Here is a 26,021-nt window from a genome sequence, read left to right as displayed (position 1 = left end):
AAGCATCTAGAGCGGCGTCCGATCGCAGCGCGATCGGGCGCCGCTCTACGGTGCGCTGCGAAAAGCTAACTGGGGCGGGTCGACGTTCGCGCCAGCCCCGCCATCTACGCCCTCAGCACGATCGAGCGGCCATGGATCATCCCCGCGCCTGCCGCAGGAAGAGGGAGCGTCGATGAGCGAGAACCGGCATTACGACGTCGTCATCGTCGGCTCGGGGCCGGGCGGCGGCACCATGGCATGGCGGCTGGCCCAGACCGGCAAGCGCATCCTGCTTCTGGAGCGCGGCGATTACCTGCCGCGGGAGCGGGAGAACTGGGACAGCCAGGCAGTCTTCGTCGAGGCCCGCTACCAGGCGCCGGAAACCTGGTACGGCGCCGACGGCTCCAGCTTCCATCCCGGCCTGCACTACTTCGTGGGCGGCAACAGCAAGGTCTACGGCTCGGTCCTGCTCCGCCTGCGCGAGAAGGATTTTTTCGAGATCCGCCATCCGGACGGCCTCTCGCCGGAATGGCCGGTGAAGTACGACGTGTTCGAACCCTATTACCAGGCGGCGGAGGAACTCTACTCCGTCCACGGCCTGCGCGGCGAGGACCCGACCGAGCCGCCGGCCCCGAAACCCTACGCCTATCCGCCGGTCACGCATGAACCGCGGATCCAGGAACTGTTCGACGGGCTGAAGCGCGAAGGCCACCACCCGTTCCACCTGCCTGTCGGCGTGCGGCTCGAGGAGCGGGACGGCAAGCCGCTGCCGCACTCGGCCTGCATCCGCTGCGACGCCTTCGACGGCTATCCCTGCATCACCAACGGCAAGGCGGACGCGCAGGTGATCTGCGTCGACCCGGCGCTCGCGGCGCATCCGAACCTCACCCTGATGACCAACGCCTATGTCGACCGGCTCCTGACCGATCCGGCGGGGCGCCGTGTCACCGGCGTCGAGGTCAAGCGCGGCGCGGCGACCGAGGTGTTCACCGGCGACATCGTGGTGGTGGCCTGCGGCGCGCTGTCCTCGGCGCTCCTCCTGCTGCGCTCAGGCAATGACGCCCACCCGCATGGGCTGGCCAACCGCTCAGGGCAAGTCGGCCGCAACTACATGCGCCACAACAATTCGACGGTGCTGGCGATCTCCCGCACCCCGAACCCGACCAAGTTCCAGAAGACGCTCGGCCTCAACGACTTCTATTTCGGCGCTGACGACTGGGAGTACCCCCTCGGCCACATCCAGATGGTCGGCAAGTCGGACGGGGTGCAGATCCACGGCGAGGGGCTGCCGGGTTTCCTGCAATGGTTCCCGGAGAAGCCGTTCGACTGGCTCGCCCGGCATTCCCTCGATTTCTGGCTCACCACCGAGGACCTGCCGATCCCGGAGAACCGGATCTTCTACGACGGGGCCAAGGTGCGGCTCGACCTCAAGCAGACCAACGAGGAGGCCCTGCACCGGTTGAAGGCCAAGCTGCGCGGCCTGTGCGCCAAGCTCGACATCCACCCGCACCTGTTCGACCGCTCGCTCTATCTCGGCAAGGACGTGCCGATCGGCGGCACCGCCCACCAGGCGGGGACGCTCCGCTTCGGTCCCGACCCGGCGACGTCGGTCCTCGACCTCGACTGCAAGGCGCACGAGCTCGACAACCTCTACGTCGCCGATGCGAGCTTCTTCCCGTCGATCGGGGCGGTGAACCCGACCCTGACGATCATCGCCAATTCGCTGCGGGTGGCCGACCACATCATCGGGCGGCTGGGAGCGTAGGGCCTCCGGCTGCGTTCACGGTGCCCATCTCCAAGCTGCCGCGAGCCCTGTCCCGGATCTCCGACTGCGACGCTCGGATCGTCCGGGACGGGGGCCGGCGGACTCGCATGACGCACGCCACCACGTACCCAGCGCATAGGTGCGCCGCCGCTTCCCAGGATATGACGGGAAAGCCCTCGACAAGGAGCCCCCGATGTCCCTGGACCCCGCCCTGCGTGACCGCATCGTCGCCGCCGTGGCCGAGAACTTTTCCGGGCAGGTCGCCTACACCCAGGCGCTGATGCGCTTTCCCTCGACCCGCGGGCAGGAGCAGGCGATCCAGGACTTCGTGTTCCGCACCTTCCGCGAGCGCGGCTATGCCATGGACCGCTTCGCGATGGACCGGGCGCAGATCGAGGCGCATCCGGGCGGCGCGACATTCTCTCCCGAGCATTCCGAGGCGCCGATCGTCGTCGGCATCCACCGGCCGCGGGAGGAGCGGGGGCGCTCGCTGATCCTCCAGGCCCATGTCGACGTGGTCCCGCCGGGGCCGGCCGACCTCTGGACCCATCCGCCCTTCGAGCCCGTGGTGGAGGGCGACTGGCTCTACGGCCGCGGCGGGGCCGACATGAAGGCCGGCCACGCCGCCAACCTGTTCGCCCTCGACGCCCTGCGGCGCATCGGCCTGCAGCCGGCCGCCACCGTGACCCTGCAATCGGTGGTCGAGGAGGAATCGACCGGCAACGGCGCCCTGATGACCCACCTGCGCGGCTACCGCGCCGACGCGGTGCTGATCCCCGAGCCCGAGGAGGAGATGCTGGTGCGCGCCAATACCGGCGTCTTGTGGTTCCGGGTCGAGGTCCGGGGCCGGCCGGTCCATGTGCGCGAGATGGGAACGGGGGCGAACGCCATCGATGCCGCCTACCGGGTGATCGGCGCCCTGCGGCAGCTCGAAGCGCGCTGGAACGCCGACAAGGCGGGCCGCCCGCATTTCGAAGGCGAGGCGCACCCGATCAACCTCAATATCGGCCGGATCGAGGGCGGCGACTGGGCCTCCTCGGTGCCGGCCTGGTGCCGGATCGATTGCCGCATCGCGATCTACCCGGGCACGAGCGCGGCCGAGGCCGCCCGCGAGATCGAGGCGGCGGTGGCGGCCTTCGCCCGCGACGACGCCTTCCTGTCGAACAGCCCGCCGCAGGTCAGCTTCCACGGCTTCTTCGCCGAGGGCTACGTGCTCGACGAGGGCTCGGAGGCGGAAGCGGTGCTCGGCCGGGCGCACGAGGCGGCGACGGGCTCGGCCCTCAGGAGCTTCATGACCGCCGGCTACCTCGATACCCGGGTCCACGCTCTCTACGACCGGGTGCCGGCGCTCTGCTACGGGCCGAAGAGCGAGAACATCCACGGCTTCGACGAGCGGGTGAGCCTCGCCTCGCTCCGGCGCATCACCACCGCCATGGCGCTGTTCGTCGCCGAGTGGTGCGGCACGGAAGCCGCCTGATCCCCTACCAGCGTCCGGCCCGGGGCGGGCGGGCGCTCTCGTAGGTCACCGGCAGGCCGCCGAACGCCTCCGGCCGGCTCGCCGGCCGGGCGCCGGGGACGAGGCGCACCACCAGGGTCTCGCCGGCGGCGGTCCGCCGGCGCGTCACCGCCGCCTGGCCCGGAGGCAGCCCGAGATGGTCGAGCAGCGCCCGGCGCAGGGCGACCGAGGCCCGCTCGCCCGAATCCTGCGCCATCTCGATGATCATCGCGCGCCGCCCGTCCCGTGACCGGAGACCAGGGTCATGCCGAGATCGTCAAGGATCGGTTTCAGCGGAAGCATGTAGCTCTCCTCGGCGCCGCGCCCCGAGAAGACAATGCCCACCGCCCGCCTGGCAGTTCCCGTCCCGGCGGTGACGAGGGCGCCGGAATCGCCGGCGAGCGCGAAGGGCCCGTCCTCGCCGCGCACGACGTAGACCGGATCGAAGAAGACCTGACCGCGGAACTCCGCATCCTCCTCCGCCGAGTGGAAGATCGTGGTGCGGTAGCTCACCGGGAACGGGCCGACGATCTGCGATTCGATCACCCCCCGGGTGAGGCCGGTGCTGCGGCCGACCTTCTCGACCGCCTCCTCCTCGACCGGGTCGGCGGCCTCCTCCGGCGTGTCGTGGTGGCCGCCCTGGCTCGACGACAGGGCCTCGGGATCGAGCAGGCAGAACACCGCCGCGTCGCGGTTGCGCCCGGGGGCGACGCTCGCGGGATCTCCCGGCACCAGGGCCAGGGCGCGGGCATGGTGGCCGAGGGTGCGCGGGTCGGGCAGGCCGGCGCCCACGTCCTTGATCCCCGGACCGACGATCGGCGCGCCGGGCCGGGCGTTCGAGCAGCCGCCGGTGACGTGGTTGGCCGAGAGGCCGTAGAGCACGCCCTCGCCGTCCCGCACCAGGCAGCCGAGGGTGCCGGCCTCCCGCACGTTGCCGAGGCTCACCGAGCTGCCGCAAGGGTAGCGCCCGCCGAGGCCCGCCCGCGGCAGCGGCGCGGCGAGCGCCGCCGGCAAGGCGGCGTCGAGCACCGGCGGCTTGGCGACGCGGAACAGCAGCTCGCCGGTGTCCCGGAAACCCTCGGCCACCTGCGCGCTCTCCGCGAGGGTGAGCGGGCGGGCGGTGTAGATCACCACCGCACCGTCCGCGCCCCGGCCCGGATTCATCCCCACGGCGACGATCGGCTTGCGGATGAAGGCCGTGGCGGCGCTCTCCGCGAAGGCGACGGTCGCGACCGCCATCGCCGGCCCGCCGGCGATCGGCAGCCGCCCGGCCTGGAGCAGGCGGTTGCGCTCGGCCCAGGCGCGCACGGACAGGGCCCGCTCCCGCAGGGCGCGGATTTTCCGGTCGGACGCCATCAGACCGCCCGGCTCACCGCGAAGGCCGGCGAGTCGTCCGGCCCGGTGGCGTGGGAGCCGGTGAAGACCAGCCGGTACTGGCCCGGGATCGCGGGTGCCTGGAGCTTGAGCCGGAGGACCTTGACCCGCGGACCGTCGTAGCGGACCGGCTGGGGCGGGCTCGCCGGGGCCTCGCTCGGCCCGGCGCCGGTCGAGCCGCGCACCGCGACCGCCCCGTCGATCTGCCGGGCCGGGTTGAGCGGGACGACGAGCACGTCGATCTCGGCATTCGGCGCGTAGGTGAACGCATCGACGGAGAGGCGCAGCCGCGGCGTCTCGTCGGCGGTGGCGAACGGGGTCGCCGGCAGGTGCTGGCCGAACAGGCGGTACAAGGTGGTCCGGAAGCGGTCGTCGGTGAAGAAGCCGGTATGGTCGCCCGGGGTGACGTCGTTCTGGGCGTTGCCCGGCACCGCGCTCCACAGCGGCACCGTGCCGTCGCCGGCATCGTCCGCCACGACCATCCGCAGGCGGCCGCCGGATTCGACGCGCAGGCAGGTGGCGTGCCCCGAGGCGCCGAGATGGACGAGGCGCAGATGGGCCGGCCGGGCCCCGGCGGCGAGGCGCCGGTGGGTCGCCTTGGCGACGGACAGGTTCCCGCTCGCGAGGCCGAGCGCCTTGGCGACCTTCGGGTCGTAGAGGTCGAGCGGGTCGGTGGCGTTGCGGCCGGTGTTCCACAGCACCTGCTGCCCCGGGGCGGGGAGGAGCTGGTAGAGCGCCGGGTAGCGCGAATCGGCGCCGATCACGCGCAGGTCCTCGGGGCTCAGGCCCAGCGTGCCCTCGAGGCCGAGCGCCCGGGCGAGCGCCAGCGGCGCGCCGAGCTGGGGGGCGGCGAGCAGCAGCAGGTCCTGGACCCGGGCGAGCCACGGCGCGCCGGCATGGGCCGGTTCCTCCACGGCGAGGCGCGCCACCAGGCCGCCCATCGAATGCGCGACGAGGCTCACCCGAGTCGCACCGTCCGCCACGGCCTTCTGGATGCGCTGCGCCAGGGCGGTGGCGGTGTCGCGGATGTCCAGGCGCCAGTCATACGCGAAGGGGACCAGCGTGCCGCCGCCCGCCAGGGTCGCGAGGTCGGCGAGGAGCGGTTCGTAGACCGCGCGCAGGCAGACCCGGTCGATCACCGCCGTGGCGACGACGGCGGGATCGACGAGCTTGTCGATGCGGCGATAGCCGAGGGTGATCTCGGTGATGGTCGGGGGCCACACCTCCTCGCCGCCGAGGCTGAGGCGCGACCCCAGGATGCCGGGGATGAAGATGATGACGTGCATGACCTCTCCTCCCGGACGGCGCGGCGCCGCCGGCCGTGGCCGCATCATCGCGCGGAATGGCCGTCGGGGCAGCATCGCCTTTCGGAAGAGTGTTGTCCCCGATCCCGGCGACATCCGGGAGGAGCGGCGGCGGGCCCCCGCTCGGGAGGAGCGGCGGCGGGCCCCCGCTCGGGAGGAGCGGCGGCGGGCCCCCGCTCGGGAGGAGCGGCGGCGGGCCCCCGCTCGGGAGGAGCGGCGGCGGGCCGCCGCTCCTCCGGTCCGCTCAATCGAAGCTGCGCTTCGATCCCGACCCGCCGAGGCTGATCTTGCGGGTCTGGGGCGCCGCCGGGGCGGCCTGGGCGGGCTTGGGCGGCGGCAGGTGGGCCTGTCCGTGGACCACGGCGCCGATCTCGCCGAGCGCCTTCACCAGGTCCTCCTTCCCGCAGGTGCGGGCGACCGTGAGGCCGAGCTTGTGGGTGTGGCTCTTGGCGTAGAGATAGCCCGCGAGCTTGGCGCGGGTCTCCACCGGCAGGGTGGCGAGGAGGTCCGGCAGGTCCTCCGGCTCGGCCCGGTAGATCTCCCCGAGGGTCGCGAGGGGGACGGGGCAGTCGCGGTCGGCTTCGGCGCCGCTGGTGGGGTGGCCCTGGATCATGATGCGTCCTCCGGCTGATGGCGTGCCGCCGAACCTAGGGCCGTCCGCCGGATGAAGAAACGGCGGGCCTTTCCGAATCGGGGCGCTCGCGCTCCGGCGCCTCGATGCCCTATGCTGACGCAGGAGACCAGGGGGGAGCGTGGCGCATCATGGCCGGGACCAGGGAAGCGACGACCGACGAGACGGCACGGCCGCAGGGCGACCTCACGGTGCGGACCATCGCGATGCCGGCGGACACCAACGCCAACGGCGACATCTTCGGCGGCTGGGTGATGTCGCAGATGGACCAGGCCGGCGGCATCGCCGGGGTCGAGCGGGCCCAGGGCCGCGTCGTCACCGTCGCCGTCGACGGCATGACCTTCCTGCGCCCGGTCCGGGTCGGCGACGTGCTCTGCGTCTACACCCAGGTGGTCGCCACCGGCCGCACCTCGATGCGGATCCAGATCGAGGCCTGGGCCCGGCGTTTCCGCACCCAGACCCGCGAGAAGGTGACCGTCGGCGTATTCACCTTCGTGGCGATCGACGACGAGGGCCGGCCGCGCCCGATCCCGCCGGCCGCGCCGGGCCTCTCGCCGTGAGCGTCGCCCACGCCGACCCGGAGACGTTCGCCTGCCAGGCCTGCGGCGCCTGCTGCGCCTACTCGGCCGAATGGCCCCGGTTCAGCACCGAGGACGATGCCGACATCGCGCGGATCCCGGCCGCCTATGTCGACGATCCGGCCGGGCGGATGCGCTGCGAGGGCGACCGTTGCTCCGCCCTCGACGGGCGCATCGGCGAGCACGTGGCGTGCAAGGTCTACGCCGTGCGCCCCGAGGTCTGCCGCACCTGCGAGCCCGGCGATCCGGAATGCCTGATCGCCCGGCGGCATCACGGCCTGCCGGTCTAGGCGCACGAGCCCTTGTGCCCGCGAGCCCTTGCGCAATGCTCCCCGGGGCGGCACATCCCCCGGATGATCGATCATCCGACCCGGGACGTCGGCTTCGGGGTCTACCTGCACTGGCCCTTCTGCGCCGCGAAGTGCCCCTATTGCGACTTCAACAGCCATGTCCGCCACGGGCGCCTGGACCAGGCGCGCTGGCGCGCCGCCTTCGCGCGGGAGATCGCCCATGCGGCCGCCCTCGCGCCGGGCCGGACCGTCACCAGCGTCTTCCTCGGCGGCGGCACGCCCTCGCTGATGGAGCCGGCGACGGTGGGTGCGCTCCTCGATGCGGTGGCGGGGGCCTGGACCATGGCGCCCGACGTCGAGGTGACGCTGGAGGCCAACCCGACCAGCGTCGAGGCCGGCCGCTTTCGCGGCTACCGGGCGGCGGGGGTCAACCGCGTCTCGCTGGGAGTGCAGGCCCTCGACGACGCCTCGCTCCGGAAGCTCGGCCGGCTCCACAGCACCGAGGAGGCGATGCGGGCGGTCGACACCGCCGCCGCCCATTTCGAGCGCTATTCCTTCGACCTGATCTATGCCCGGCCGGACCAGACGCCGGAGGCCTGGGCCTCGGAGCTGCGCGGGGCGATCGCCCGGGCGGCCGAGCACCTCTCCCTCTACCAGCTCACCATCGAGGAGGGCACGCCCTTCTACGGCCTCGCCGCCGCCGGCAAGCTCACCGTGCCGGACGACGACACGGCCCGCGCGCTCTACGACGTGACCCAGGAGGTTTGCGCGCGAGCCGGACTGCCGGCCTACGAGATCTCGAACCACGCCCGCCCCGGCGCCGAGTCGCGCCACAACCTGCTCTACTGGCGCTACGGCGAATATGCGGGAATCGGCCCCGGCGCCCACGGTCGCCTCGTCCTGCCCGAGGGTCGCACCGGCACCGCGACCGAGCGCAACCCGGAAGCCTGGCTCGCCCGGGCCGAGGGCGAGGGCCACGGCATCGTCGAGACGGAGCGTCTGAGCCCGGGCGACCAGGCCGACGAGTTCCTGATGATGGGACTGCGCCTGCGCGAGGGCATCGACCCGGCGCGCTACGCCGCGCTCGCGGGCCGGGCCCTCGACCCGGATCGCATCGCCGGACTGGTCGCAGCCGGGCTCGTCGCCCGCAGGCCGGATGGCCGTCTCGCCGCGACCCCGAAGGGCGCGCCGGTCCTCAACGCCGTGGTGGCCGAGCTCGCCGCCTGAGCCTGTCCCGGGGCCCGCTCCGGCAAGGGCTGCCCTCGCGACAGGGTCGGGCGGCGCCGACGAGCGTGAATCCGTCGATCGGCGGGACGGCGTCACCGGTTCCGCGTTGGGCCGCAGCGGCGACGGCGCCGCCTGACGATTCCACGACCGCGCCCCTGCCGTCCGGGACGGGCCGCTCCGTCCGCACGTCCCGGTAGAAGCCGACGGAATGGAAACTCACTCCAAGCGATTGATTTCACGGTGAGATGTCTGAACGCGGGATCGCCGCTCCTTGCAGCGATCCCGGGCAAGCCCGGGATCGCCTGGAGAGGAGGACCCGCGCCAACGCGAAGACCGTCTTCGACGGTTGCATCGGGTGAAGACAACCGACGCTTCGTTTCATCCGCAAAGGACCGCGAAGCCGGTGACGAAATGATACCAACGGCCTGGATGCTGACGCAGCGAGCCGATCCCGGGCAGGCCCAAGATCGACGAGGCCGTTGCTCCATCTCAGAATTTCGCCATCAATTCAAAGTCTTGGCGGAATTTTTATAATAGAAATAAAATCACTTTTATTGAATAATGGTGCTAATATAAGACAATTAAGATGGCTGTCAAGATCATGCCGTTGTGCCTTTCGGATCGGCGAATTGATCGTTCATACAAAAAACTCTTCCATAGACATCAATAAAAAATAACAATGAGATTTTCGTCGCCTAATTATTAGACTCGTTTCTACGACATCGTGTGATATTGGAGTGATCGACGCCGCAGCGACGCTGCGTCATGATAAGAATACTAAACTCATCAGGGGTTTATTATGGCTAAGACTGGTCTTTATCTCGTCGATCTCATTATTGGCAATGTCGGTGCGGAGGGTGCCCCGACCGTTCACTTCCGGGGCTCGGTGTACGCGCCGACGGGGGTGGTCAACGGATCGGCCGAGATCACGCAGGCCATCGCTCCGCCGCAGGGCGACATCCATGTGCCCCATGTCGACGGCGTGATCCGGCACGCGGGTCTCGGGGAGGACAAGCTCCTGGTCACCCTGAAAGGCACCTACACCGTGTCGGCTCTGCCGCCGAAGATCGGAACCTATCTCGGCTACTTCGAAGCGGTGCTCGTGGTCGACCACGACTGGAACGGCACGGCGTCGATCACCTACGAAGGCAAGACCATCGATAACCTGCCGGTGAGGAGCCAGGCCTGATCGAAGGCCGGCGCACAACGCCGGCTGCGGCCCCGGGTGCCTCGGCGCCCGGGGCCTTTCCGCGCGGATGGCGTCGCGTTGGGCCGTGACTCGCGGGCGGATCAGGTGCCCGATGGCCCGAGCGCCCGGGGTGCCGGGCTGACGATCGTCGTGCCGCCGCCGCGGATCTCGAACACCGCCAACGTCCGGTCGCTGGTGCCCTCCGGGCGGAACCGGAAGGTGCCGTCGATCCCGGCGAAGCCCGACGGGTTGGTGAGCGTCGTGTCGGCGAAGCGCTGCGACCCGTATTGCCGGTTCAGCGCCGCGGCGAGGGACACGGCGTCGTAGGCCAGTGTCGCGACCCGCACCGGCTCGGTCCCGAACCGGGCCCGGTAGCGCTGGCTGAAGCCGGTGAAGCCCGCCGGATCCGCCGCGGCGAACCAGCCGCCCTGCAGGGCCGGCAGGGCGAAGACCCGCGGGTCGTTCCACACCGCGGTTCCCACCGGCTTGACCCGGGCCGGGTTGAACCCAGCGCGGGTGAGCGCCGCTCCGGCGGCGTTCAGGCCCTCCGGCGTGTCGGGCAGGAACAGCGCGTCGGCCTGCGGCGCCGGGCCGGTGATCAGCGGGGCCAGGCGCCCGACCGAGGCGGCCGGGTTGCCGGCGGGATAGCGCTCGATCGCCACGACGCGGCCGCCGCGGCGGGCCACCGCCTCGCGGAACTGCGCCTCGACGACGTTGCCGTAGACCGTATCGGGGATCAGCGCCGCGAAGGAGCGCCGCCCCGCCGCCGTCGTCCCGTCGACGATGCGGTCGACCTCGGGCTGCGGCAGGAAGCTGAGCAGGTAGACGCCGCGCGCCGCCACGCTGACATCGGTCGAGAAGGCGATCACCGGCTTGCCGGAGGGCCGCACCGTGGCGGCGGCGGATTGCACGGTGGCGGAGAAGAGCGGGCCGATGACGAGTTCCGCCCCCTCGGCCAGCGCCGCGGCCGCCGCCTCCCGGGCGCCGTCGGGCGTGCTGCGGTCGTCCTTGACCAGGATCTTCAGGTCCGGGCTCTGGGATTCCTGGAGGGCGAGGTCGGCGGCGTTGCGCAACGCCGCGCCGACGGAGGCGCCGGGACCCGAGAGCGGCAGGATCAGCGCGACCTTGACGCTGCCGGTGCCGAGCGTCGCCGCGTCGCCGGACGGACCGGCCGGCCCCTCGACGGGCGCGGTCCGGGTGGCGACGACCGGGCTGTCGACCCCGCCGCAGGCGCCGAGCGACAGGGCGGCGAGCACCAGCGCGCCCCGCCCGAAACGTCTCAGAGTGTCGAGGCCGATGCCCCCCATCGCCCGCTCCTCCGGTCCGGCTCCTGCGCGCCGCGAATCAGTCGCGGCAACCGAGCGGCAACATCCGTGCCCGGTGCATAAAGTCTGCCGGCGAAAAGTAAACGACTGTTCCCGCACGCGCCGCCATGGCGCGAGGGCCGCCGGCCGTGGCAATGTCGCGGCGATGACCCAGCGCAGCGATGATTCCCGCCGACGGTCCCCGGACCGCGCGACCGGCCGGGGCCCGGCCGTCTACACCGCCTTCGGCCTCGCCGCCGAGGCCGAGCCCCTGTCCCCCGGCCTGCACGTGGTGGCGACGCCGATCGGCAACCTGAAGGACGTGACCTTCCGGGCGCTCTCCACCCTCGCCGCGGCGGACGCGGTGCTGGCGGAAGATACCCGCGTCACCCGCACGCTGCTCGCCCATTACGGAATCACCACGCCGCTCGTGGCCTACCACGAGCATTCGGGCGAGGGGGTGCGCGAGCGGATGATCGCCCGCATGAAGGACGGGGAGGCCCTGGCGCTGGTCTCGGATGCCGGCACGCCGCTGGTCTCGGATCCGGGCTTCAAGCTGGTCCAGGCCGCGATCGAGGCGGGCCTCGCCGTCACGCCGATCCCCGGCCCCTCGGCGGCGATCACCGCGCTCGTCGCGGCGGGCCTGCCGACCGACCGCTTCTTCTTCGAGGGCTTCCTGCCCCAGAAGAGCGGGGCGCGGCGCAACCGCCTGGCTTTGCTCGCGGGCGTGCCCGGCACCCTGGTGCTGTTCGAGGCGCCCCACCGCCTGCCCGAGATGCTGGCGGACGCCGCCGAGGTGCTGGGCGGCACACGCCCCGCCGCGGTGGCGCGCGAATTGACCAAGCTGTTCGAGACCGTGCGCCGGGGCGACCTCTCGGCCCTCGCCGCCGAATATGCCGCCTCCGGCCCGCCGAAGGGCGAGGTGGTGGTGGTGATCGGGACCGCGCCCGAGGACGCGCCGGGCCCGGAGCACGATGCCGATCTCGATGCCCGCCTGGAAGCGGCGCTTGCCCGCCACTCGATCAAGGACGCGGCCAGCCTCGTCGCCGACGAGACCGGCCTGAAGCGGCGCGAGGTCTATGCCCGCGCCCTGGTCCTCGCCCGCCGCGCCGACGATGCCGGCGAGGCCTGAGGCGGCGCGCCGCCGGCTCCATCTCGCCCGCGGCCGGCGGGCCGAGCTGCTGGCGGCCCTCGCCCTCCTTCTCAAGGGCTACCGGCCGCTGGCCTGGCGCGTCTCGATCGGCGGCGGCGAGATCGACCTGATCGTGCGCCGCGGGGACGTCGTCGCCTTCGTGGAGGTCAAGGCCCGGCCGACCCTGGAGGAGGCCTCCCTGTCGATCGATGCCCGCAAGCGCCGCCTCGTCTCCCGCGCCGTCCGGGCCTGGATCGCCCGGGAGCCGTGGAGCGCCGGCCTCACCCTGCGGGCCGACGCGGTGTTCGTGGCGCCGGGCCGCTGGCCCCGCCACGTCGTCTCGGCCTTCGAACTGGAGACGGTGCGTTAATCCAAATTCACCGATTGCGTTCATCCTGCGTGCAGCGCAGCATGCCTAAGCTCGCGGGTGCGATGAGGTCGAGGGGCGGGGAGGGCACGAGATGCGCAGCGGTTTCGGGTGCGAGTCCTGCGGATCTCCGGCCGTCCGCCTGCCGGCCGACCTGAACGACGACGCCATGATCCAGTGCGACGGCTGCGGCTGCACGCTGATGGCCTGGGGCGCGTTCAAGCGCCGGGTCGAGGCGCAGGAGGCGGCCGACGCCCGCGAGCCGGCGGAGCGGCTGTCTGTCCGCGCCGCGCAGCCGGCCGCGGGCTGAGGCCGGACGCCATCCCGATGTCAGTCGAGGCGAATTCAGGCGGGAACCGAACGGTCCGCCTCTGTCCGTGATTCCGGTTTCCGCCGCGCGGCCCGGAATGACGAGGAAAGTGTTGTCTCTGTCGAGGAAATCCGACGACGGCGCACAATATCCCGTCGCCTCGCCGAAGCGAGGTCGCGGATCTCTAGCCATATCGGGAGAGCCGGGCCCCGCGGGGCCGGCGCCTCAGCCCCCCGCCGCGATGGCGGCGATCAGGGTGCGCTTGAGGTCCTGCTGGCTGAAGGGCTTCTGCACCACCGGGCGATCGCGAAACGGTTCGCGGATCCCGGCGCCGCCATAGCCGGTGGAGAAGACGAGGGGCAGGCCGCGGCGCACGATCGCCTCGGCGACGGGGTAGATCGGCTCGCCGGCGACATTGACGTCGAGGATCGCGACCACGAAGCTCTCGCTCTCGGCCATCTCGAGCGCCTTGCTCAGCCGGGCCGCCGGACCCACGACCTCGCAGCCGAAATCGAGCAGCATGTCCTCCAGCAGCATCGAGATCGCCGCTTCGTCCTCCACCACGAGGACGCGGGCACCGTTCAGGAGGTCTTCGCTTGTTTCCGTGCCCACGCCGGAGTTCTTTCCCTCAACGCCCCGTACCGAGGCCCGATCGACCTGTCCCTGCCGCGGCGGCATCCGCGCGACCGTCAGGGGTTCCATCCGCCCGCAACCCATGCGGGGCCGCGCCGGCAGACAAGACCTGCGCCGGTGAGCCGTCGCCCGGAAAGCCAGACATGTCAAGCGCACGGACCTGGGACGCGATGCAGCGGCGCCGTGATACTCCCCACCCCTTGAATCGGCGGGGCCTGATCGCAGGGGGACTCGCCGGCATGGCCCTGGCCACGACGACCGCGCGGGCCGACCGGCCGGTCGTCGTGGCCTCGAAGTCCCACGGGGAGGGCATCCTGCTCGGCGAGGTGATGGTGATGGTGCTCCAGCGCCTCGGCGTGCCGGTGACGGCCCGGCTCCAGCTCGGCCCGACCCGCATCGTCCGCACCGCGCTGACCGCCGGCGAGATCGACGCCTATCCCGAATATACCGGCAACGTCGCCTTCTTCTCCGGCACCGATGCCGATCCGGTCTGGCGTCGGGCGGACACCGCCTATGCGGCGGCGAAGGCCTTCGATGCCGAGCGGGGACTCACCTGGCTCAAGGCCGCGCCGGCCAACAACACCTGGCAGATCGCCGTCCAGGGCGACCTCGCCCGGACCCAGCGCCTCGCCACGATGGCGGATTTCGCCGGCGCGGTCCGCCGCGGGCTGATCGAGCTCGCCGCCTCGGCGGAGTTCGTCGAGAGCCCCGCGGCCCTGCCGTCCTTCGAGCGGACCTACGATTTCGTGATGCCGCGGGAGCGGATCGTGATGCTGCCGGGCGGCGACACCGCGGTCACCTTGCGGGCGGCGGCGCAGGGCATCAGCGGGGTCAATGCCGGCATGGTCTACGGGACCGACGGGGCGATCGCGGCCCTCGACGTGGTGGTGATGAGCGACCCCGCCGGCGCGCAGATCGTCTACGAGCCGGCGCCCCTGTTCCGCACCGCGATCCTCGAGCGCTACCCCGCGATCGCGCCCGCCCTCGACCGGATCTTCGCCGGCCTCGACCTCGCGACCCTGCGCCGGCTGAACGCCCAGGTGGCGGTGGACGGCGACACCCCGGAGGCGGTCGCCCGCCGCTATCTCGGATCCCTCGCGCCATGACCTCCCTCGCGCCATGACATCCCGAATCCCATGACCTCCCGAACCCCATGACCGCCCGAACCCCATGACCTCCCGAACCATGACGCGGCCCGCCGCCTGGCTCCCGCTCGCCGCCGCGGGCCTCGCCGTCGCGGCGCTGGTCGGCCTGCCGTTCCTCACCCTGGCGCCGAACCGCCTCGTGCCGGGCAGCCCCGTCGGCAGCGGCCTTGCCGGGGCGGCGGCGGGCGGTCTCGCGCTTTTGGCGGCCTTGCTGCTCGCGGGTCCGGCGCGGCCCTGGCGCGCCCGCCTCGCCCTCCTGGCGGCGCTCGCCGCCTGGTGCGCGCTGCTCGTCGGGGCCGGGCAGGGGGCCGCCGGCCTCCTCGCGGGCAAGCCGCAAGCCGCCCGCGCCGCCCTCGGATCGGGGGCGTGGCTCGCCGGGCTGGCGCTCACGGGCCTTGCCGGGGAGGCGGCCCGGGCGGCCCTGCCCCGGCGGGGCGGCCTCGTCGCCGCCCTGCTCCTCCTCGGGCTCGTGAGCCTCGCCGCCTGGGCGGGCCTCCTCGGCTCCTTATCGCTCGCGGTCGAGTACCGGGTCCGGGCGGGCGCGGTGGGAGAGGCCGTCCTGCACCATATCGGGCTCGCCGGAGCGTCGCTGCTCCTCGCCCTCGCCGTCTCCGCTCCGCTGGCGCTCCTGCACCTGCGCGACGGGCCTGCCGCGCGCCTCGTCGACGGGCTCGTCAGCGGGATCCAGGTCGTGCCGGCCCTCGCGCTCTTCGCCGCCCTGGTGGCCGGCCTGTCGGGCCTGCTCACCCTGGTGCCGGCTCTGCGGGCCCTCGGCCTCTCGGCGATCGGGCCGGTGCCGGCGGTGATCGGCACCGCCGCCTATCTCTGCCTGCCGCTGGTGCGCGGCCTCGCCGCCGGCCTCGCGGCGGCGGATCCCGACGTGCTCGCCGCCGCCCGGGCGATGGGGCTCACGCGCCGTGACGTGCTGCTGCGGGTGCGCCTGCCGCTGGGCGCGCCGCTGCTGTGGGGCGCCCTGCGGGTCGCGGCGGTGCAGAGCGTCGGCTTCGCCACCCTCGGCGGCCTCGTCGGGGCCGGCGGGCTCGGGGCGCTGATCTTCGAGGGCATGGCGCAATTCGCCCAGGACCTGATCCTGCTCGGGGCGCTCCCGGTCATCGGCCTCGCCCTCGCGGTCGATGCCGGGCTCGCCCTGCTGGCCGGCCCCGCTTCCGGGGAGGAGCCGGCATGACCCGCACCCGCGACACCCGCGCCGTCCTGCCCCTCCTGCTGGGCATGAGCCTCGCGGCGCTCAGCCTGCCGGAGGTCGCCGGCCTCCTGGTCCGGATCCTCGGCCTCCAGGCCGGCACGCCGGTTCCGGCCGGGCGCCTCGCCTGGCTCGCCCGCCAGCATCTCGCCCTGGCGCTCGCGGGATTCGCCCTCGCGGGTGGGGCCGGGCTCGGTCTCGGCATCCTGGCGACCCGCGCCGCCGGAGCGCGCCTCCGGCCCACCCTCGACACCCTGGCGGCGGCGGCCCAGGCCGTCCCGCCGCTCGTGGTGGTCGCCCTCGCCCTGCCGGTGATCGGCTTCGGCGCAGCCCCGGTCCTGCTGGCGCTGGCCGCCTACGGGCTGATGCCGGTGATGCGCGGCACCGTCGGGGCGCTGGCCACGGTGCCGGAGGAGGTCCGCCGGGCGGCGATCGGCATGGGTCTCACCCCCGCGCAACGGCTGTTCCGGGTCGAGTTGCCGCTCGCCGCCGGACCGATCCTGGAGGCCCTGCGGGTGGTGCTGGTGCTCGCGGTGGCGACCGCTGCGATCGGGGCGCTCGCCGGCGCCCAGACCCTCGGTACGCCGATCATCGTCGGGTTGCAGAACCAGAACAACCTGGCGCTGGTCCAGGGCGCCGCGGCGGCCGCGTCGCTCGCCTTCCTGACCGACGCGGCGTGGCTTGCCGCGGCGGCGGGATTGGCCCGGCTGCTGCGGGGCTGAGGCTTTACGCCGCCAGTCCGCGCTTGCGCAACAGCGGCGCGGTGCTCGGCAGGCGGCCGCGGAAGGCCGTGTAGGCGCTGCGCGCGTCGCGCAGGTTGCCGGCGCCGTAGACGTAGGTCCGCAGCCGCTCGGCGGTGGTGGGATCGAAGATGTTCCCGGCCTCCCGGAAGGCATCGAAGGCGTCGGCGTCCAGCACCTCGGACCAGAGATAGCTGTAATAGCCCGCCGCGTAGCCTTCCCCGGCGAAGATGTGCTGGAAATGCGGGGTGCGGTGGCGCATCGCGATCTCGGCCGGCATGCCGATGCGGCGCAGGGACTCGGCCTCGAAGGCCAGCGGATCGATGCCGCTCTCGGCCTCCGGCGAGAGATGCAGGTCGAGGTCGACGATGGCAGACGCCGTGTATTCCACCGTGGCGAAGCCCTGGTTGAAGGTGCGGGCGGCGAGCAGCCGGCGCAGCAGGTCCTCGGGCATCGGCTCGCCGGTGCGGTAATGGCGGGCATGGGCCCGCAGCACTTCCGGCTGCTCCAGCCAGTGCTCGTAGAGCTGGGACGGCAGCTCGACGAAGTCGCCCGCCACCGCGGTGCCGGCCAGCAGCGGATAGGTCACGTTCGAGAGGAGCCCGTGCAGGGCGTGGCCGAATTCATGGAACAGCGTGCGGGCATCGTCGAAGGAGAGCAAGGCCGGCTCGCCCTCGCCCCCCTTGGCGAAGTTCATCACGTTGACGATGATCGGCGTCACCTCGCCGGTCAGGCGCTCCTGCGAGCGGAAGCCGCTCATCCAGGCGCCCGAGCGCTTGCTCGGCCGCGCGAAATAGTCGCCGAGGAACAGGCCGATCACCTGCCCGCCCCGGTCGGCGACCTCCCAGGCCCGCACCTCCGGGTGGTACCGCGGGCAATCCGGCAACTCCTTGAAGGAGAGGCCGAACAGGCGGTGCGCCGTGTCGAAGGCGGCCTGGATCATGCCCTCGAGGGGCAGGTACGGCTTGATCTCGCCCTCGTCGAGGGCGTGCTCGCGCCGGCGCAGGCGCTCGGCGTAGTGGCGCCAGTCCCAGGGAGCCAGGTCGAAGTTCTGGCCGTCCTCGCGGGCCAGCGCCTGGAGCTGGTCGCGCTCACGTTCAGCCCGGCTTCGGGCCGGCGCCCAGACCTCCTCCAGCAGGCCGATCGCGGCCTCGGCGTTGCCCGCCATCGTGTCGTCGAGGCGGAAGGCGGCGTAGCTGGAATAGCCGAGGAGGCGGGCCCGCTCGGCGCGCAAGCGCAGGGTCTCGGTGATGATCGCCCGGTTGTCGGTCTCCCCGCCATTCTCGCCGCGGCGAATCCAGGCGGCATAGGCGCGCTCGCGCAAGTCGCGACGGGTCGAGAAGACCAGGAATGGGTCGATCAGCGAGCGCGACAGCGTGACGACGTGCCGGCCCGGCAGGCCGCGCTCCTCGGCGGCCCGGCTTGCTGCGGCGCGCAGGAAGGGCGGCAGGCCGGCGAGATCGTCCTCACCGGTCAGTTCCAGGGTGAAGGCGCCCTCGTCGGCGAGCAGGTTCTGGCTGAACTGGGTGCCGAGTTCGGCGAGCCGCGCCGCGATGGCGGCCATCCGCTCCTTCGCCTCGGCGTCCAACTCGGCCCCGGCGCGGCGGAAGCGCAGGCGGTAGCGCTCGCGCACCCGCTTCTGCTCGTCGGACAGGCCGTCCTCGGTGATGGCGGAGACCCGCGCCCACAGGTTGGCGTTGAGGTAGATGGCGCTGCCGTGACGGGCGAGCCGCGGCGACACCGCCCGCTCGACGGCCTGCAGCTCGGGGTTGGTGTGGCTGCCGGCGAGGTTGAAGAAGGTCGAGGAGACCCGCCGCAGGGCCTGGCCGGAACGCTCCATCGCCTCGATCGTGTTGGCGAAGGTCGGCGGCTCGGGATTGCCGGCGATGGCGTCGATCTCGGCGACGTGCTGGGCCAGCGCCCGGTCGAAGGCCGGCTCGTAATGCGCGGGCGCGATGCGCTCGAAGGGCGGCAGCCCGTGGGGCGTGGTCCAGGCCGGCTCGGAGAAGGGGTTGGGCTCGTGCTCCGCCGTGACGCCGCGCATGCTGATCCTCTCGCTCGAAGGGCGCGCGACGATAGACCCTGGGGCGGAGGGCGCAAGCGCGGCGAGAGGCGCAAGCGGCGAGAGGCGCGGGAACGGCCACGCTTGTCCGTCCGTTGAGGAGCGGGACCGTCCGAGGCTGTTTCAGGAGCAAGGCATGGCGCGGGATCCCCTCTCCCACACGGGCGAGGGGGGACCCGCGCCTCTTCCTTTCCTGACGCAGTGAAGCTCAGGCAAGGGGGAACGCGATGCCGGGTACGATCGTGGGGCGGGTCCTGGCTGCGCTGGTGGGCGCGACTCTCGTGGCGTGTACGGCATCCGCGCAATCGCCCGCCGCTCCGCCACCGTTGAGCCGGGTCCCAGCCGATCAGGTGCCGCTGCCGCCGCCCCGGCCCGAGGAGAGGCGGGAGCCGCCGGCCGAGAATTCCACGTCCAAGGACTCCACGTCCAAGGATTCAGCCTCCAAAGACCCGGCCGCCAAGGACACGCCCGCCAAGGACACGCCCGCAGCGCCCGTCCCGGAGCCTGCGCCACTCCCGCCCGAGCGCCCCGCCGGCCTGCCCTCCGGCCCGGCGCCGACCCCCGCCGCCATCGTGCCGGACGACACCGCCTGCCTGCGCCGGCTCGAACGCCTGGGCGTCAAGGCCGAGCCGGTGGCGCCCCTCGCGGACGGGATGTGCGGGGCGGCCAGGCCGCTGCGTGTGACCGAGCTGCCGGACGGCGTCCCGCTCGCCCCCGCCGCCACCCTCACTTGCGTTGCCGCGGAGGCGCTCGGCCGCTGGAGCACCGAGGTGCGGGTGATCGCCGAGCGCACCCTCTCCAAGGCGCCGCAGAAGGTCCAGATCGGCGGCTCCTACGAATGCCGCGGCCAGAACCACGATCCGGCCGCCAAGCTCAGCGAGCACGCCTATGCCAACGGGGTCGACGTGATGGGCTTCGTCTTCGAGGGGAGGGCGCCCGTCACGGTCGGGGCGACGCGGGAGGGCACGCCCGAGGCGGCGTTCGAGGCCGCCGTCAGGGCCCGCGCCTGCAGCTTCTTCCGCACCGTGCTCGGGCCCGGTTCCGACGCCGCCCACGCCAACCACCTCCATCTCGACGAGCGCGAGCGCACGGCCGGCCACCGCCTGTGCCAATGAGCGCGGAAAATCCGGGAACGGGACGAAGCGTCCGGCGCTTTTAGGCCTTGCTGGTTTCGTGTGCAGGAGAGTGTCGGATGCGGATGGCGGCGAGGCTCGGGGCGGCTCTGCTGGTGATGGGGCTCGCGGGCGCGGCCGGCGCCGCGGAATCGCCCCTGACGTTGGAGGCGATCAACCAGGCACAGTTCGGCACCTCGGATGGCCAGGGGAAGGGCGGAGAGAAAGGCAAGGAGAGCGGCAGGGCCAAGGAGACGAAGTCGAAGGCCGCCGACAAGCGGGCCGACCCGCTGACGGTGCGGGTGCAGGTGCTCCTCGACCGGGCCGGCTTCTCGCCGGGCGCCATCGACGGGCGCGACGGCGACAACCTGCGCGGCGCGCTCGCGGGCTTTGCCAAGGCCAAGGGCCAGTCCTTCTCCGGGCGCCTCGACGACAATCTCTGGCAGGCCCTGTCCGGCACGAGCCAGGACCCCGCGATGACCGAGTACACGCTGACCGAGCAGGACGTCGCCGGCCCGTTCGTAGAAGAGATCCCGCCGAAGATGGAGGAGCAGGCCGACCTGAAGGCGCTCTCCTACACGTCGCCCGCCGAGATGCTGGCCGAGCGCTTCCACATGAGCAAGGGATTGCTGGAAGCCCTCAATCCCGACAAGCCGCTCACCAAGGCCGGCACGGTGATCACCGTCGCGGCGGTGCCGCCGCTGGAGACCGGGCGCATTCCGGCGAAGGAGCTGCCCGAGGCGCCGAAGGTCACCCGCATCGAGGTCGACAAGGACGCGCTCCAGGTGCGGGCCTATGGCGAGGACGGCACGCTGGTCCACCTCTACCCGGCCTCGATCGGCAGCGAGGAGAAACCGGCACCGAGCGGCGTCCTGAAGGTCGAGGCCGTCGCCTTCGATCCGACCTACACCTACAACCCGAAATACGAGTTCCAGGGCGTCGAGGCGAAGCACAAGTTCACCATCAAGCCCGGTCCGAACAACCCGGTCGGCGTGGTGTGGATCGACCTCTCGGGTAACGACGGCTACGGCATCCACGGCACGCCCGACCCCGAGAAGGTCGGCAAGACCGAATCGCATGGCTGCGTCCGGCTCACCAACTGGGACGCGCGCGACTTGGCGAAACACGTCCAGAAGGGCGCCAAGGTCGATTTCGGGAAGTAGTCCCAGCCCCGCGGCATCAATCCAGAAAGTCGCGAGATGCCCCTCTCCCAAACGGGAGAGGGGCATCTCGCTCTACATTCGAACGTTGAAGCCTGTCCGAGCCGGGCCCGATCAGGCTCCCTCGACCTCTCCACCATCCCCATCGACGTCGGCCTCCGCCTCGCCTTCGCCCTCGATATGCTCCACCGACACCACCTTCTCGGTCTTGTCGGTGTTGAACACCGTGACGCCCTGCGAGGCGCGGCCGACGACCCGGATGTCGTCGACGGGCACGCGGATCAGCTTGCCGGCATCGGTCACCAGCATGATCTGGTCGCTGGTCTCGACCGGGAAGGAGGCGACGAGGCTGCCGTTGCGGGCATTGACCTCCATCGCCTTGATGCCCTTACCGCCGCGGCCGGAGATCCGGTACTCGAAGGACGAGGTGCGCTTGCCGTAGCCGCGCTCCGACAGGGTGAGGACGAACTGCTCCGCCGCCCCCATGGCGATGTAGCGGTCCTGCTCCAGGTCGATCGAGGCCGCGGCCTCCTCGGCCTCGGGCTCGGGCGCCGCCGGCAGCTCGATCGCCTCGCCGGTGGCGCGCCGGTCGGCATTGGCGCGCTTCATGTAGGCCTGCCGCTCCTCGGGCGAGGCCTCGAAGTGGCGCAGGATCGTCATCGAGATGACGCGGTCATCCTTGGCGAGGTTGATGCCGCGCACGCCGGTCGAGTCGCGGCCCTTGAACACCCGCACGTCGGTGACGGGGAAGCGGATGCACTGGCCCGCCGCCGTGGTCAGCAGCACGTCGTCGGCCTCGGTGCAGATCTCGACATGGACGATGTGGTCGCCCTCGTCGAGCTTCATGGCGATCTTGCCGTTGCGGTTCACCTGCACGAAGTCGGACAGCTTGTTGCGCCGCACGCTGCCGCTCGCCGTCGCGAACATCACGTCCAGGGTCTCCCAGGACGCCTCGTCCTCGGGCAGCGGCATGATCGTGGTGATGCGCTCCTTGCCCTGGTCGAGGGGCAGGATGTTGACCAGCGCCTTGCCGCGCGCGTTCGGCGCCGCGAGCGGCAGCCGCCACACCTTCTCCTTGTAGGCCTGGCCCTGCGAGGAGAAGAACAAAACCGGCGTGTGGGTGTTGGCGACGAACAGCCGGGTGACGAAATCCTCGTCGCGCATCGACATGCCGGCCCGGCCCTTGCCGCCGCGGCGCTGGGCCCGGTAGGTCGAGAGCGGCACCCGCTTGATGTAGCCGGCGTGCGACACGGTCACGACCATGTCCTCGCGCTGGATCAGGTCCTCGTCCTCGACGCTGGAATCCCAGTCCAGGATCTCGGTCTTGCGCGGGGTCGCGTATTCGGCCCGGACCTCCGCCAGCTCGTGCTTGACGATGCCCATGATGCGGGCGCGCGAGCGAAGGATGTCGAGGTAGTCGGCGATCTCGTCGGCGAGCCGCTTCAGCTCGTCGCCGATCTCGTCGCGGCCGAGCGCGGTCAGGCGTTGCAGGCGCAGGTCCAGGATGGCGCGGGCCTGGGTCTCGGACAGGCGGTAGGTGCCGGCCTCGCTCACCCGGTGGCGTGGATCGTCCACGAGGGCGATCAGCGGTGCGATGTCCTCCGCCGGCCAGTCGCGGGCCATCAGGGCCTCGCGGGCGGTGTTCGGATCGGGCGAGGTGCGGATCAGCCGGATCACCTCGTCGATATTGGCGACCGCGATGGCGAGGCCGCACAACACGTGGGCCCGCTCGCGGGCCTTGTTCAGCAGGAACTTGGTGCGGCGGGAGACGACCTCCTCGCGGAAGTCGATGAAGGCCTGGATCAGGTCCTTGAGGTTGAGGAGCTCCGGCCGCCCGCCGTTCAGCGCCACCATGTTGCAGCCGAAGCTCGTCTGCAGCGGGGTGTAGCGGTAGAGCTGGTTGAGCACCACGTCGGCCACGGCGTCGCGCTTCAGCTCGACGACGATGCGCATGCCGTCGCGGTCGGATTCGTCGCGCAGGTCGGCGATGCCCTCGACGCGCTTCTCGCGCACCAGATCGGCGATCTTCTCGACGAGGGATGCCTTGTTCACCTGATACGGGATCTCGGTGAAGATCAGCGCCTCGCGCTCCTTGCGCAGCTCCTCGATGTGGGACTTCGCCCGCATGATCACCGAGCCGCGGCCGGTCATGTAGGCCGAGCGGGTGCCCGAGCGCCCGAGGATCGAGCCGCCGGTGGGGAAGTCCGGGCCCGGGATGATGTCGTTCAGGCCCTCGATGGTGATGGCCGGATCGTCGATGAGGGCGATGCAGCCGTCGATCACCTCGCCGAGGTTGTGCGGCGGGATGTTGGTCGCCATGCCGACCGCGATGCCGCCGGCGCCGTTGACGAGGAGGTTCGGGAAGCGGGCGGGCAGGACCGCCGGCTCGTCCTTCGACTCGTCGTAGTTCGGGTTGAAGTCGACCGTGTCCTTGTCGATGTCCTCGAGGAGGGCCATCGAGGGTTTCGCCAGGCGCGATTCGGTGTAGCGCATCGCGGCGGGCGGGTCGCCGTCGATCGAGCCGAAGTTGCCCTGGCCGTCCACCAGCATCAGCCGCATGGCGAAGTCTTGCGCCATGCGGACGAGGGCGTCGTAGATCGACTGGTCGCCGTGCGGGTGATACTGACCCATCACGTCGCCGACGATGCGGGCCGACTTCACGTACTTGCGATCCGGCAGGTAGCCGTTCTCGTACATGGAGTACAGGATGCGGCGGTGCACGGGCTTGAGGCCGTCGCGCGCATCCGGCAGGGCCCGGCTGACGATGACGCTCATCGCGTAGGCCAGGTAGGACTGGCGCATCTCGTCGGTGATCGAGACGGGCTTGATGTCGGTCGCGGGCGGCGGCGCGCCGGTCGGGTCGTTCTCTGCCAAGGTCTGTCTCTCGTCGCGGCCCGCGCGGGCTCACATCCTCTTGCCGGACGGCTTAGCCGATTTGCGCCACCGGCACCAGCGTCAAGCGCGGAAGGCGAAGCAAATCAGCATCTTAGATGGGCGTTCCGGGGATGTTCCACAAGCCCGCCGGACGCCGGTGGACGAGTGTCCCGCGAACTCGTTAGAGATTGGCAAAGGATGCGGGAATCGGGCGCCGGTCTTCGAGGCCGCCCGAAGCGGGAGGCCGCCGCCGATGGACGCCGTCATCGATCAGGACCCGGCCGGCGACCGGCCGGAGGCGCGCCGCAAGGCCGGCTCGCGCCTGTGCCGCCCGTCAGGGCGGGTGATCGACGCGCCTGGGCGCCGGGTCGCCACGGCCCGATGATTCCGCCGATCCCGCACCGGCGTTGGCCGGTCATCTCGGCCCTCGGCATCGTGCAGATCCTCGCCTGGGGCTGCAGCTATTACCTGCTGACGGTGCTCGGCCCATCGATCGCGGCGGAGACCGGCTGGGGGCTGCCCTGGATCTTCGGCAGCCTTACCGCCGGCATGCTGGCGGCGGGCGCCGTCGCGCCGACGGCGGGCCGGATGATCGGCCGGCACGGCGGGCGGCCGGTCCTGGCGGTGTCGACCGGGCTCCTCGCCGCCGGGCTCGTGCTCCTCGGCCTCGCCCCGAACCTGCCGGTCTTCGGCCTCGCCTGGCTGGTGATCGGACTCGGGATGGGATCGGGGCTCTACGACGCCGCCTTCGCGACCCTCGGGCGGCTCTACGGCGCCGATGCGCGGCCGTCGATCACCGCGCTGACCCTGTGGGGCGGCTTCTCCAGCACCCTGTGCTGGCCGCTCTCGGCCTTCCTGCTCGCCCATCTCGGCTGGCGCGGCACCTGCCTGACCTATGCGGCGCTGGAACTCGGCATCTGCCTGCCGCTGATCCTCGGCCTGATCCCGCCCGCCGCCCCGCGGCCGGTCGCGATGGGCGGCCGGTCCGACGCGGTGTCGCTCGATCCCGCCGAGCGGCCGGTCTTCCTGGTCCTCGCCGCCCTGGTGACCTGCACCGGCATCGCCACCTCGATCTTCTCCGTCCACCTGCTGACCTTGCTCCAGGATCGCGGCCTGTCGCTGGCGGCGGCGGTGTCCCTCGGCACCCTGGTCGGGCCGTCGCAGGTCGGGGCGCGGCTCCTCGAAGTCGCCAATCGCAGCCGGCACCACCCGATCTGGACCCTCACCGGCGCCGTGGCGCTGATGGCGGTCGGGCTCGTTCTGCTGTGGGGCGGATTCTTGAGTCTCGCGCTCGTGCTGGTGATCTACGGTGCCGGCAATGGGCTCTACTCGATCGGTCGCGGCACCCTGCCGCTCGCGCTGTTCGGGCCCGAGCGCTACGCGGCCCTGCTCGGCCGCCTGGCGAAGCCGAACCTCGCCGCGCAGGCTCTTGCCCCGTCCGCAGGCGCCTACCTGATCGCCCATGCAGGGGCCGACGCGACGCTGATGGCGCTGGCGGTGCTGGGCCTGATCGACCTCGCCCTGGTCGCCCTGCTGTGGCGGGCCCGGCGCCGCGCTGCCGCGCCGGTCCGGGCCGTCGACGAAAAGCCCCTCCCGCAGGGCGGAAGGGGCTGAAAGCAGGTCGGGCGCGGCTCGCGCCCGACGATCGCACAGTGGCAGGTCGGGCGCGGCTCGCGTCCGACGATCGCTCAGTGAGTGGTGATGGTCTCGGCCGCCGCGGCGGCGCGACGCCGGCGCGGAGCCGGCTTCGCCAAGGCCCCGGCCACCTCGGCCACGGTCTTGGCCGCGGCGCTCTTGGTGGCCGGCTTGCGGGCCGCCGGCTTGCGCACGGGCTTGGCGAGAATGTCCTCCGCGCCGGCCGGTGCCTCGGTCACGGTCCGCAGTTCCCGCTCGGCCAGGAGCCAGTAATGCTCGTCGCGGCCCGGCGCGCGGCCGTCCCGCTCCCACAGGGCGTAGGCCCGCTCGCGGATGCTGGTCTCGAAGTGATCCATCCCGACCTCCTCGGTGTTCATGTTGAGCGGACCATCGCGGCTCGTGGTTAAGGAAGCCCTAACGACCACTCTCGACCTGATCGGGCGACCTGATCGGGCATGGCGCGGGATCGTCCCTCCGGTCCGGGAGCGACGATCACGCGCCCCTTCTCTCCCGG

The 26,021-nt window shown here is 71.9% G+C and carries 25 protein-coding genes; 16 read left to right on the top strand and 9 right to left on the bottom strand.

The genetic code is table 11. The features are described 5' to 3' along the window. Window positions 1–172: 172 nt before the first annotated feature. On the top strand, window positions 173–1,744 hold the full coding sequence (locus VQ03_RS03760) for a GMC oxidoreductase (protein WP_048449520.1): 1,572 nt from the start codon (window positions 173–175) through the stop codon (window positions 1,742–1,744). Window positions 1,745–1,937: 193 nt separating this feature from the next. Then, window positions 1,938–3,221, top strand: coding sequence for an ArgE/DapE family deacylase (locus VQ03_RS03755; protein ID WP_048449519.1), 1,284 nt, complete (start codon window positions 1,938–1,940; stop codon window positions 3,219–3,221). A gap of 4 nt (window positions 3,222–3,225) precedes the next feature. Here the strand turns inward: VQ03_RS03755 and VQ03_RS03750 are convergent, their stop codons facing one another. From VQ03_RS03750 to VQ03_RS03735, 4 genes are all read right to left on the bottom strand, one after another. Further along, on the bottom strand, window positions 3,226–3,468 hold the full coding sequence (locus VQ03_RS03750; protein ID WP_048449518.1) for a hypothetical protein: 243 nt from the start codon (window positions 3,466–3,468) through the stop codon (window positions 3,226–3,228). Continuing rightward, window positions 3,465–4,595, bottom strand: coding sequence for a hypothetical protein (locus VQ03_RS03745; RefSeq protein ID WP_053078385.1), 1,131 nt, complete (start codon window positions 4,593–4,595; stop codon window positions 3,465–3,467). Before VQ03_RS03745 ends, VQ03_RS03750 begins: the two co-directional genes overlap by 4 nt. Further along, window positions 4,595–5,899: an esterase/lipase family protein gene (locus VQ03_RS03740; RefSeq protein ID WP_048449517.1), complete on the bottom strand. Its 1,305-nt coding sequence runs from the start codon at window positions 5,897–5,899 to the stop codon at window positions 4,595–4,597. The genes VQ03_RS03745 and VQ03_RS03740 overlap by 1 nt, the downstream gene beginning before the upstream one ends. A gap of 262 nt (window positions 5,900–6,161) precedes the next feature. Beyond that, window positions 6,162–6,530, bottom strand: a complete 369-nt coding sequence (locus tag VQ03_RS03735; RefSeq protein WP_048449516.1) for a hypothetical protein — start codon at window positions 6,528–6,530, stop codon at window positions 6,162–6,164. Window positions 6,531–6,679: 149 nt separating this feature from the next. Between VQ03_RS03735 and yciA the strand changes: the two genes are divergently transcribed. From yciA to VQ03_RS03715, 4 genes are all read left to right on the top strand, one after another. Next, a complete protein-coding gene (gene yciA / locus VQ03_RS03730) occupies window positions 6,680–7,108 on the top strand; it encodes an acyl-CoA thioester hydrolase YciA (protein WP_048449515.1) in 429 nt (142 codons plus the stop codon). Then, on the top strand, window positions 7,105–7,416 hold the full coding sequence (locus VQ03_RS03725) for a YkgJ family cysteine cluster protein (protein ID WP_048449514.1): 312 nt from the start codon (window positions 7,105–7,107) through the stop codon (window positions 7,414–7,416). Before yciA ends, VQ03_RS03725 begins: the two co-directional genes overlap by 4 nt. Window positions 7,417–7,479: 63 nt before the next feature. Beyond that, window positions 7,480–8,643 (top strand): radical SAM family heme chaperone HemW, encoded by a 1,164-nt coding sequence (gene hemW, locus VQ03_RS03720; RefSeq protein WP_048449513.1) that lies wholly within the window; start codon window positions 7,480–7,482, stop codon window positions 8,641–8,643. Window positions 8,644–9,442: 799 nt separating this feature from the next. After that, window positions 9,443–9,832, top strand: coding sequence for a DUF1842 domain-containing protein (locus tag VQ03_RS03715; protein ID WP_048449512.1), 390 nt, complete (start codon window positions 9,443–9,445; stop codon window positions 9,830–9,832). Window positions 9,833–9,933: 101 nt separating this feature from the next. Here the strand turns inward: VQ03_RS03715 and VQ03_RS03710 are convergent, their stop codons facing one another. Further along, a complete protein-coding gene (locus VQ03_RS03710) occupies window positions 9,934–11,139 on the bottom strand; it encodes a penicillin-binding protein activator (protein WP_048449511.1) in 1,206 nt (401 codons plus the stop codon). Window positions 11,140–11,302: 163 nt separating this feature from the next. On the opposite strand from VQ03_RS03710, the gene rsmI reads away from it, so the two are divergent. The 3 genes from rsmI (at window position 11,303) to VQ03_RS03695 (ending at window position 12,945) form a co-directional block, all read left to right on the top strand. Further along, window positions 11,303–12,268 (top strand): 16S rRNA (cytidine(1402)-2'-O)-methyltransferase, encoded by a 966-nt coding sequence (gene rsmI, locus VQ03_RS03705; protein WP_048449510.1) that lies wholly within the window; start codon window positions 11,303–11,305, stop codon window positions 12,266–12,268. Further along, window positions 12,252–12,638, top strand: a complete 387-nt coding sequence (locus VQ03_RS03700) for a YraN family protein (RefSeq protein WP_157063939.1) — start codon at window positions 12,252–12,254, stop codon at window positions 12,636–12,638. The genes rsmI and VQ03_RS03700 overlap by 17 nt, the downstream gene beginning before the upstream one ends. Before the next feature lie 91 nt (window positions 12,639–12,729). Next, window positions 12,730–12,945: a hypothetical protein gene (locus VQ03_RS03695; RefSeq protein ID WP_048449508.1), complete on the top strand. Its 216-nt coding sequence runs from the start codon at window positions 12,730–12,732 to the stop codon at window positions 12,943–12,945. Window positions 12,946–13,170: 225 nt separating this feature from the next. Here VQ03_RS03695 and VQ03_RS03690 read toward each other — a convergent pair whose 3' ends face one another. Continuing rightward, a complete protein-coding gene (locus VQ03_RS03690; protein WP_425339940.1) occupies window positions 13,171–13,482 on the bottom strand; it encodes a response regulator in 312 nt (103 codons plus the stop codon). Between the two features lie 335 nt (window positions 13,483–13,817). Here VQ03_RS03690 and VQ03_RS03685 point away from each other — a divergent pair, with 335 nt between their 5' ends. The 3 genes from VQ03_RS03685 (at window position 13,818) to VQ03_RS03675 (ending at window position 16,646) form a co-directional block, all read left to right on the top strand. Continuing rightward, on the top strand, window positions 13,818–14,684 hold the full coding sequence (locus VQ03_RS03685) for a glycine betaine ABC transporter substrate-binding protein (RefSeq protein ID WP_245291946.1): 867 nt from the start codon (window positions 13,818–13,820) through the stop codon (window positions 14,682–14,684). Between the two features lie 79 nt (window positions 14,685–14,763). Beyond that, window positions 14,764–15,909, top strand: coding sequence for an ABC transporter permease subunit (locus tag VQ03_RS03680; protein WP_208605473.1), 1,146 nt, complete (start codon window positions 14,764–14,766; stop codon window positions 15,907–15,909). Next, on the top strand, window positions 15,906–16,646 hold the full coding sequence (locus VQ03_RS03675) for an ABC transporter permease (protein ID WP_048449505.1): 741 nt from the start codon (window positions 15,906–15,908) through the stop codon (window positions 16,644–16,646). Before VQ03_RS03680 ends, VQ03_RS03675 begins: the two co-directional genes overlap by 4 nt. 4 nt (window positions 16,647–16,650) lie before the next feature. Here the strand turns inward: VQ03_RS03675 and VQ03_RS03670 are convergent, their stop codons facing one another. Next, the gene (locus VQ03_RS03670; protein ID WP_048449504.1) at window positions 16,651–18,708 is read right to left on the bottom strand and encodes a M3 family metallopeptidase; all 2,058 of its coding nucleotides are present in this window, start codon (window positions 18,706–18,708) and stop codon (window positions 16,651–16,653) included. Between the two features lie 245 nt (window positions 18,709–18,953). Here VQ03_RS03670 and VQ03_RS03665 point away from each other — a divergent pair, with 245 nt between their 5' ends. Together VQ03_RS03665 and VQ03_RS03660 are read left to right on the top strand one after the other, a co-directional pair. Then, entirely contained in the window at window positions 18,954–19,841 is an 888-nt protein-coding gene (locus tag VQ03_RS03665) for an extensin-like domain-containing protein (protein WP_048449503.1), read from the top strand. A gap of 77 nt (window positions 19,842–19,918) precedes the next feature. Next, window positions 19,919–21,001 carry a L,D-transpeptidase family protein gene (locus tag VQ03_RS03660; RefSeq protein WP_048449502.1) on the top strand — a complete coding sequence of 361 codons (1,083 nt, stop codon included), beginning with the start codon at window positions 19,919–19,921 and terminating at the stop codon, window positions 20,999–21,001. Window positions 21,002–21,112: 111 nt separating this feature from the next. On the opposite strand, the gene gyrA is transcribed toward VQ03_RS03660, so the two are convergent. Further along, a complete protein-coding gene (gyrA, locus tag VQ03_RS03655; RefSeq protein WP_048449501.1) occupies window positions 21,113–23,872 on the bottom strand; it encodes a DNA gyrase subunit A in 2,760 nt (919 codons plus the stop codon). Window positions 23,873–24,125: 253 nt separating this feature from the next. Here gyrA and VQ03_RS34950 point away from each other — a divergent pair, with 253 nt between their 5' ends. Next, window positions 24,126–24,257: a hypothetical protein gene (locus tag VQ03_RS34950; RefSeq protein ID WP_280948432.1), complete on the top strand. Its 132-nt coding sequence runs from the start codon at window positions 24,126–24,128 to the stop codon at window positions 24,255–24,257. Then, entirely contained in the window at window positions 24,254–25,486 is a 1,233-nt protein-coding gene (locus VQ03_RS03650; protein ID WP_048449500.1) for an MFS transporter, read from the top strand. Before VQ03_RS34950 ends, VQ03_RS03650 begins: the two co-directional genes overlap by 4 nt. Window positions 25,487–25,560: 74 nt before the next feature. Here the strand turns inward: VQ03_RS03650 and VQ03_RS03645 are convergent, their stop codons facing one another. After that, on the bottom strand, window positions 25,561–25,863 hold the full coding sequence (locus tag VQ03_RS03645) for a DUF2934 domain-containing protein (protein ID WP_048449537.1): 303 nt from the start codon (window positions 25,861–25,863) through the stop codon (window positions 25,561–25,563). Between the last annotated feature and the right edge of the window lie 158 nt (window positions 25,864–26,021).

It is taken from the genome of Methylobacterium tarhaniae (genome assembly GCF_001043955.1).
Classification (GTDB): domain Bacteria; phylum Pseudomonadota; class Alphaproteobacteria; order Rhizobiales; family Beijerinckiaceae; genus Methylobacterium; species Methylobacterium tarhaniae.
This window is presented reverse-complemented; position numbering and strand designations above follow the sequence as displayed.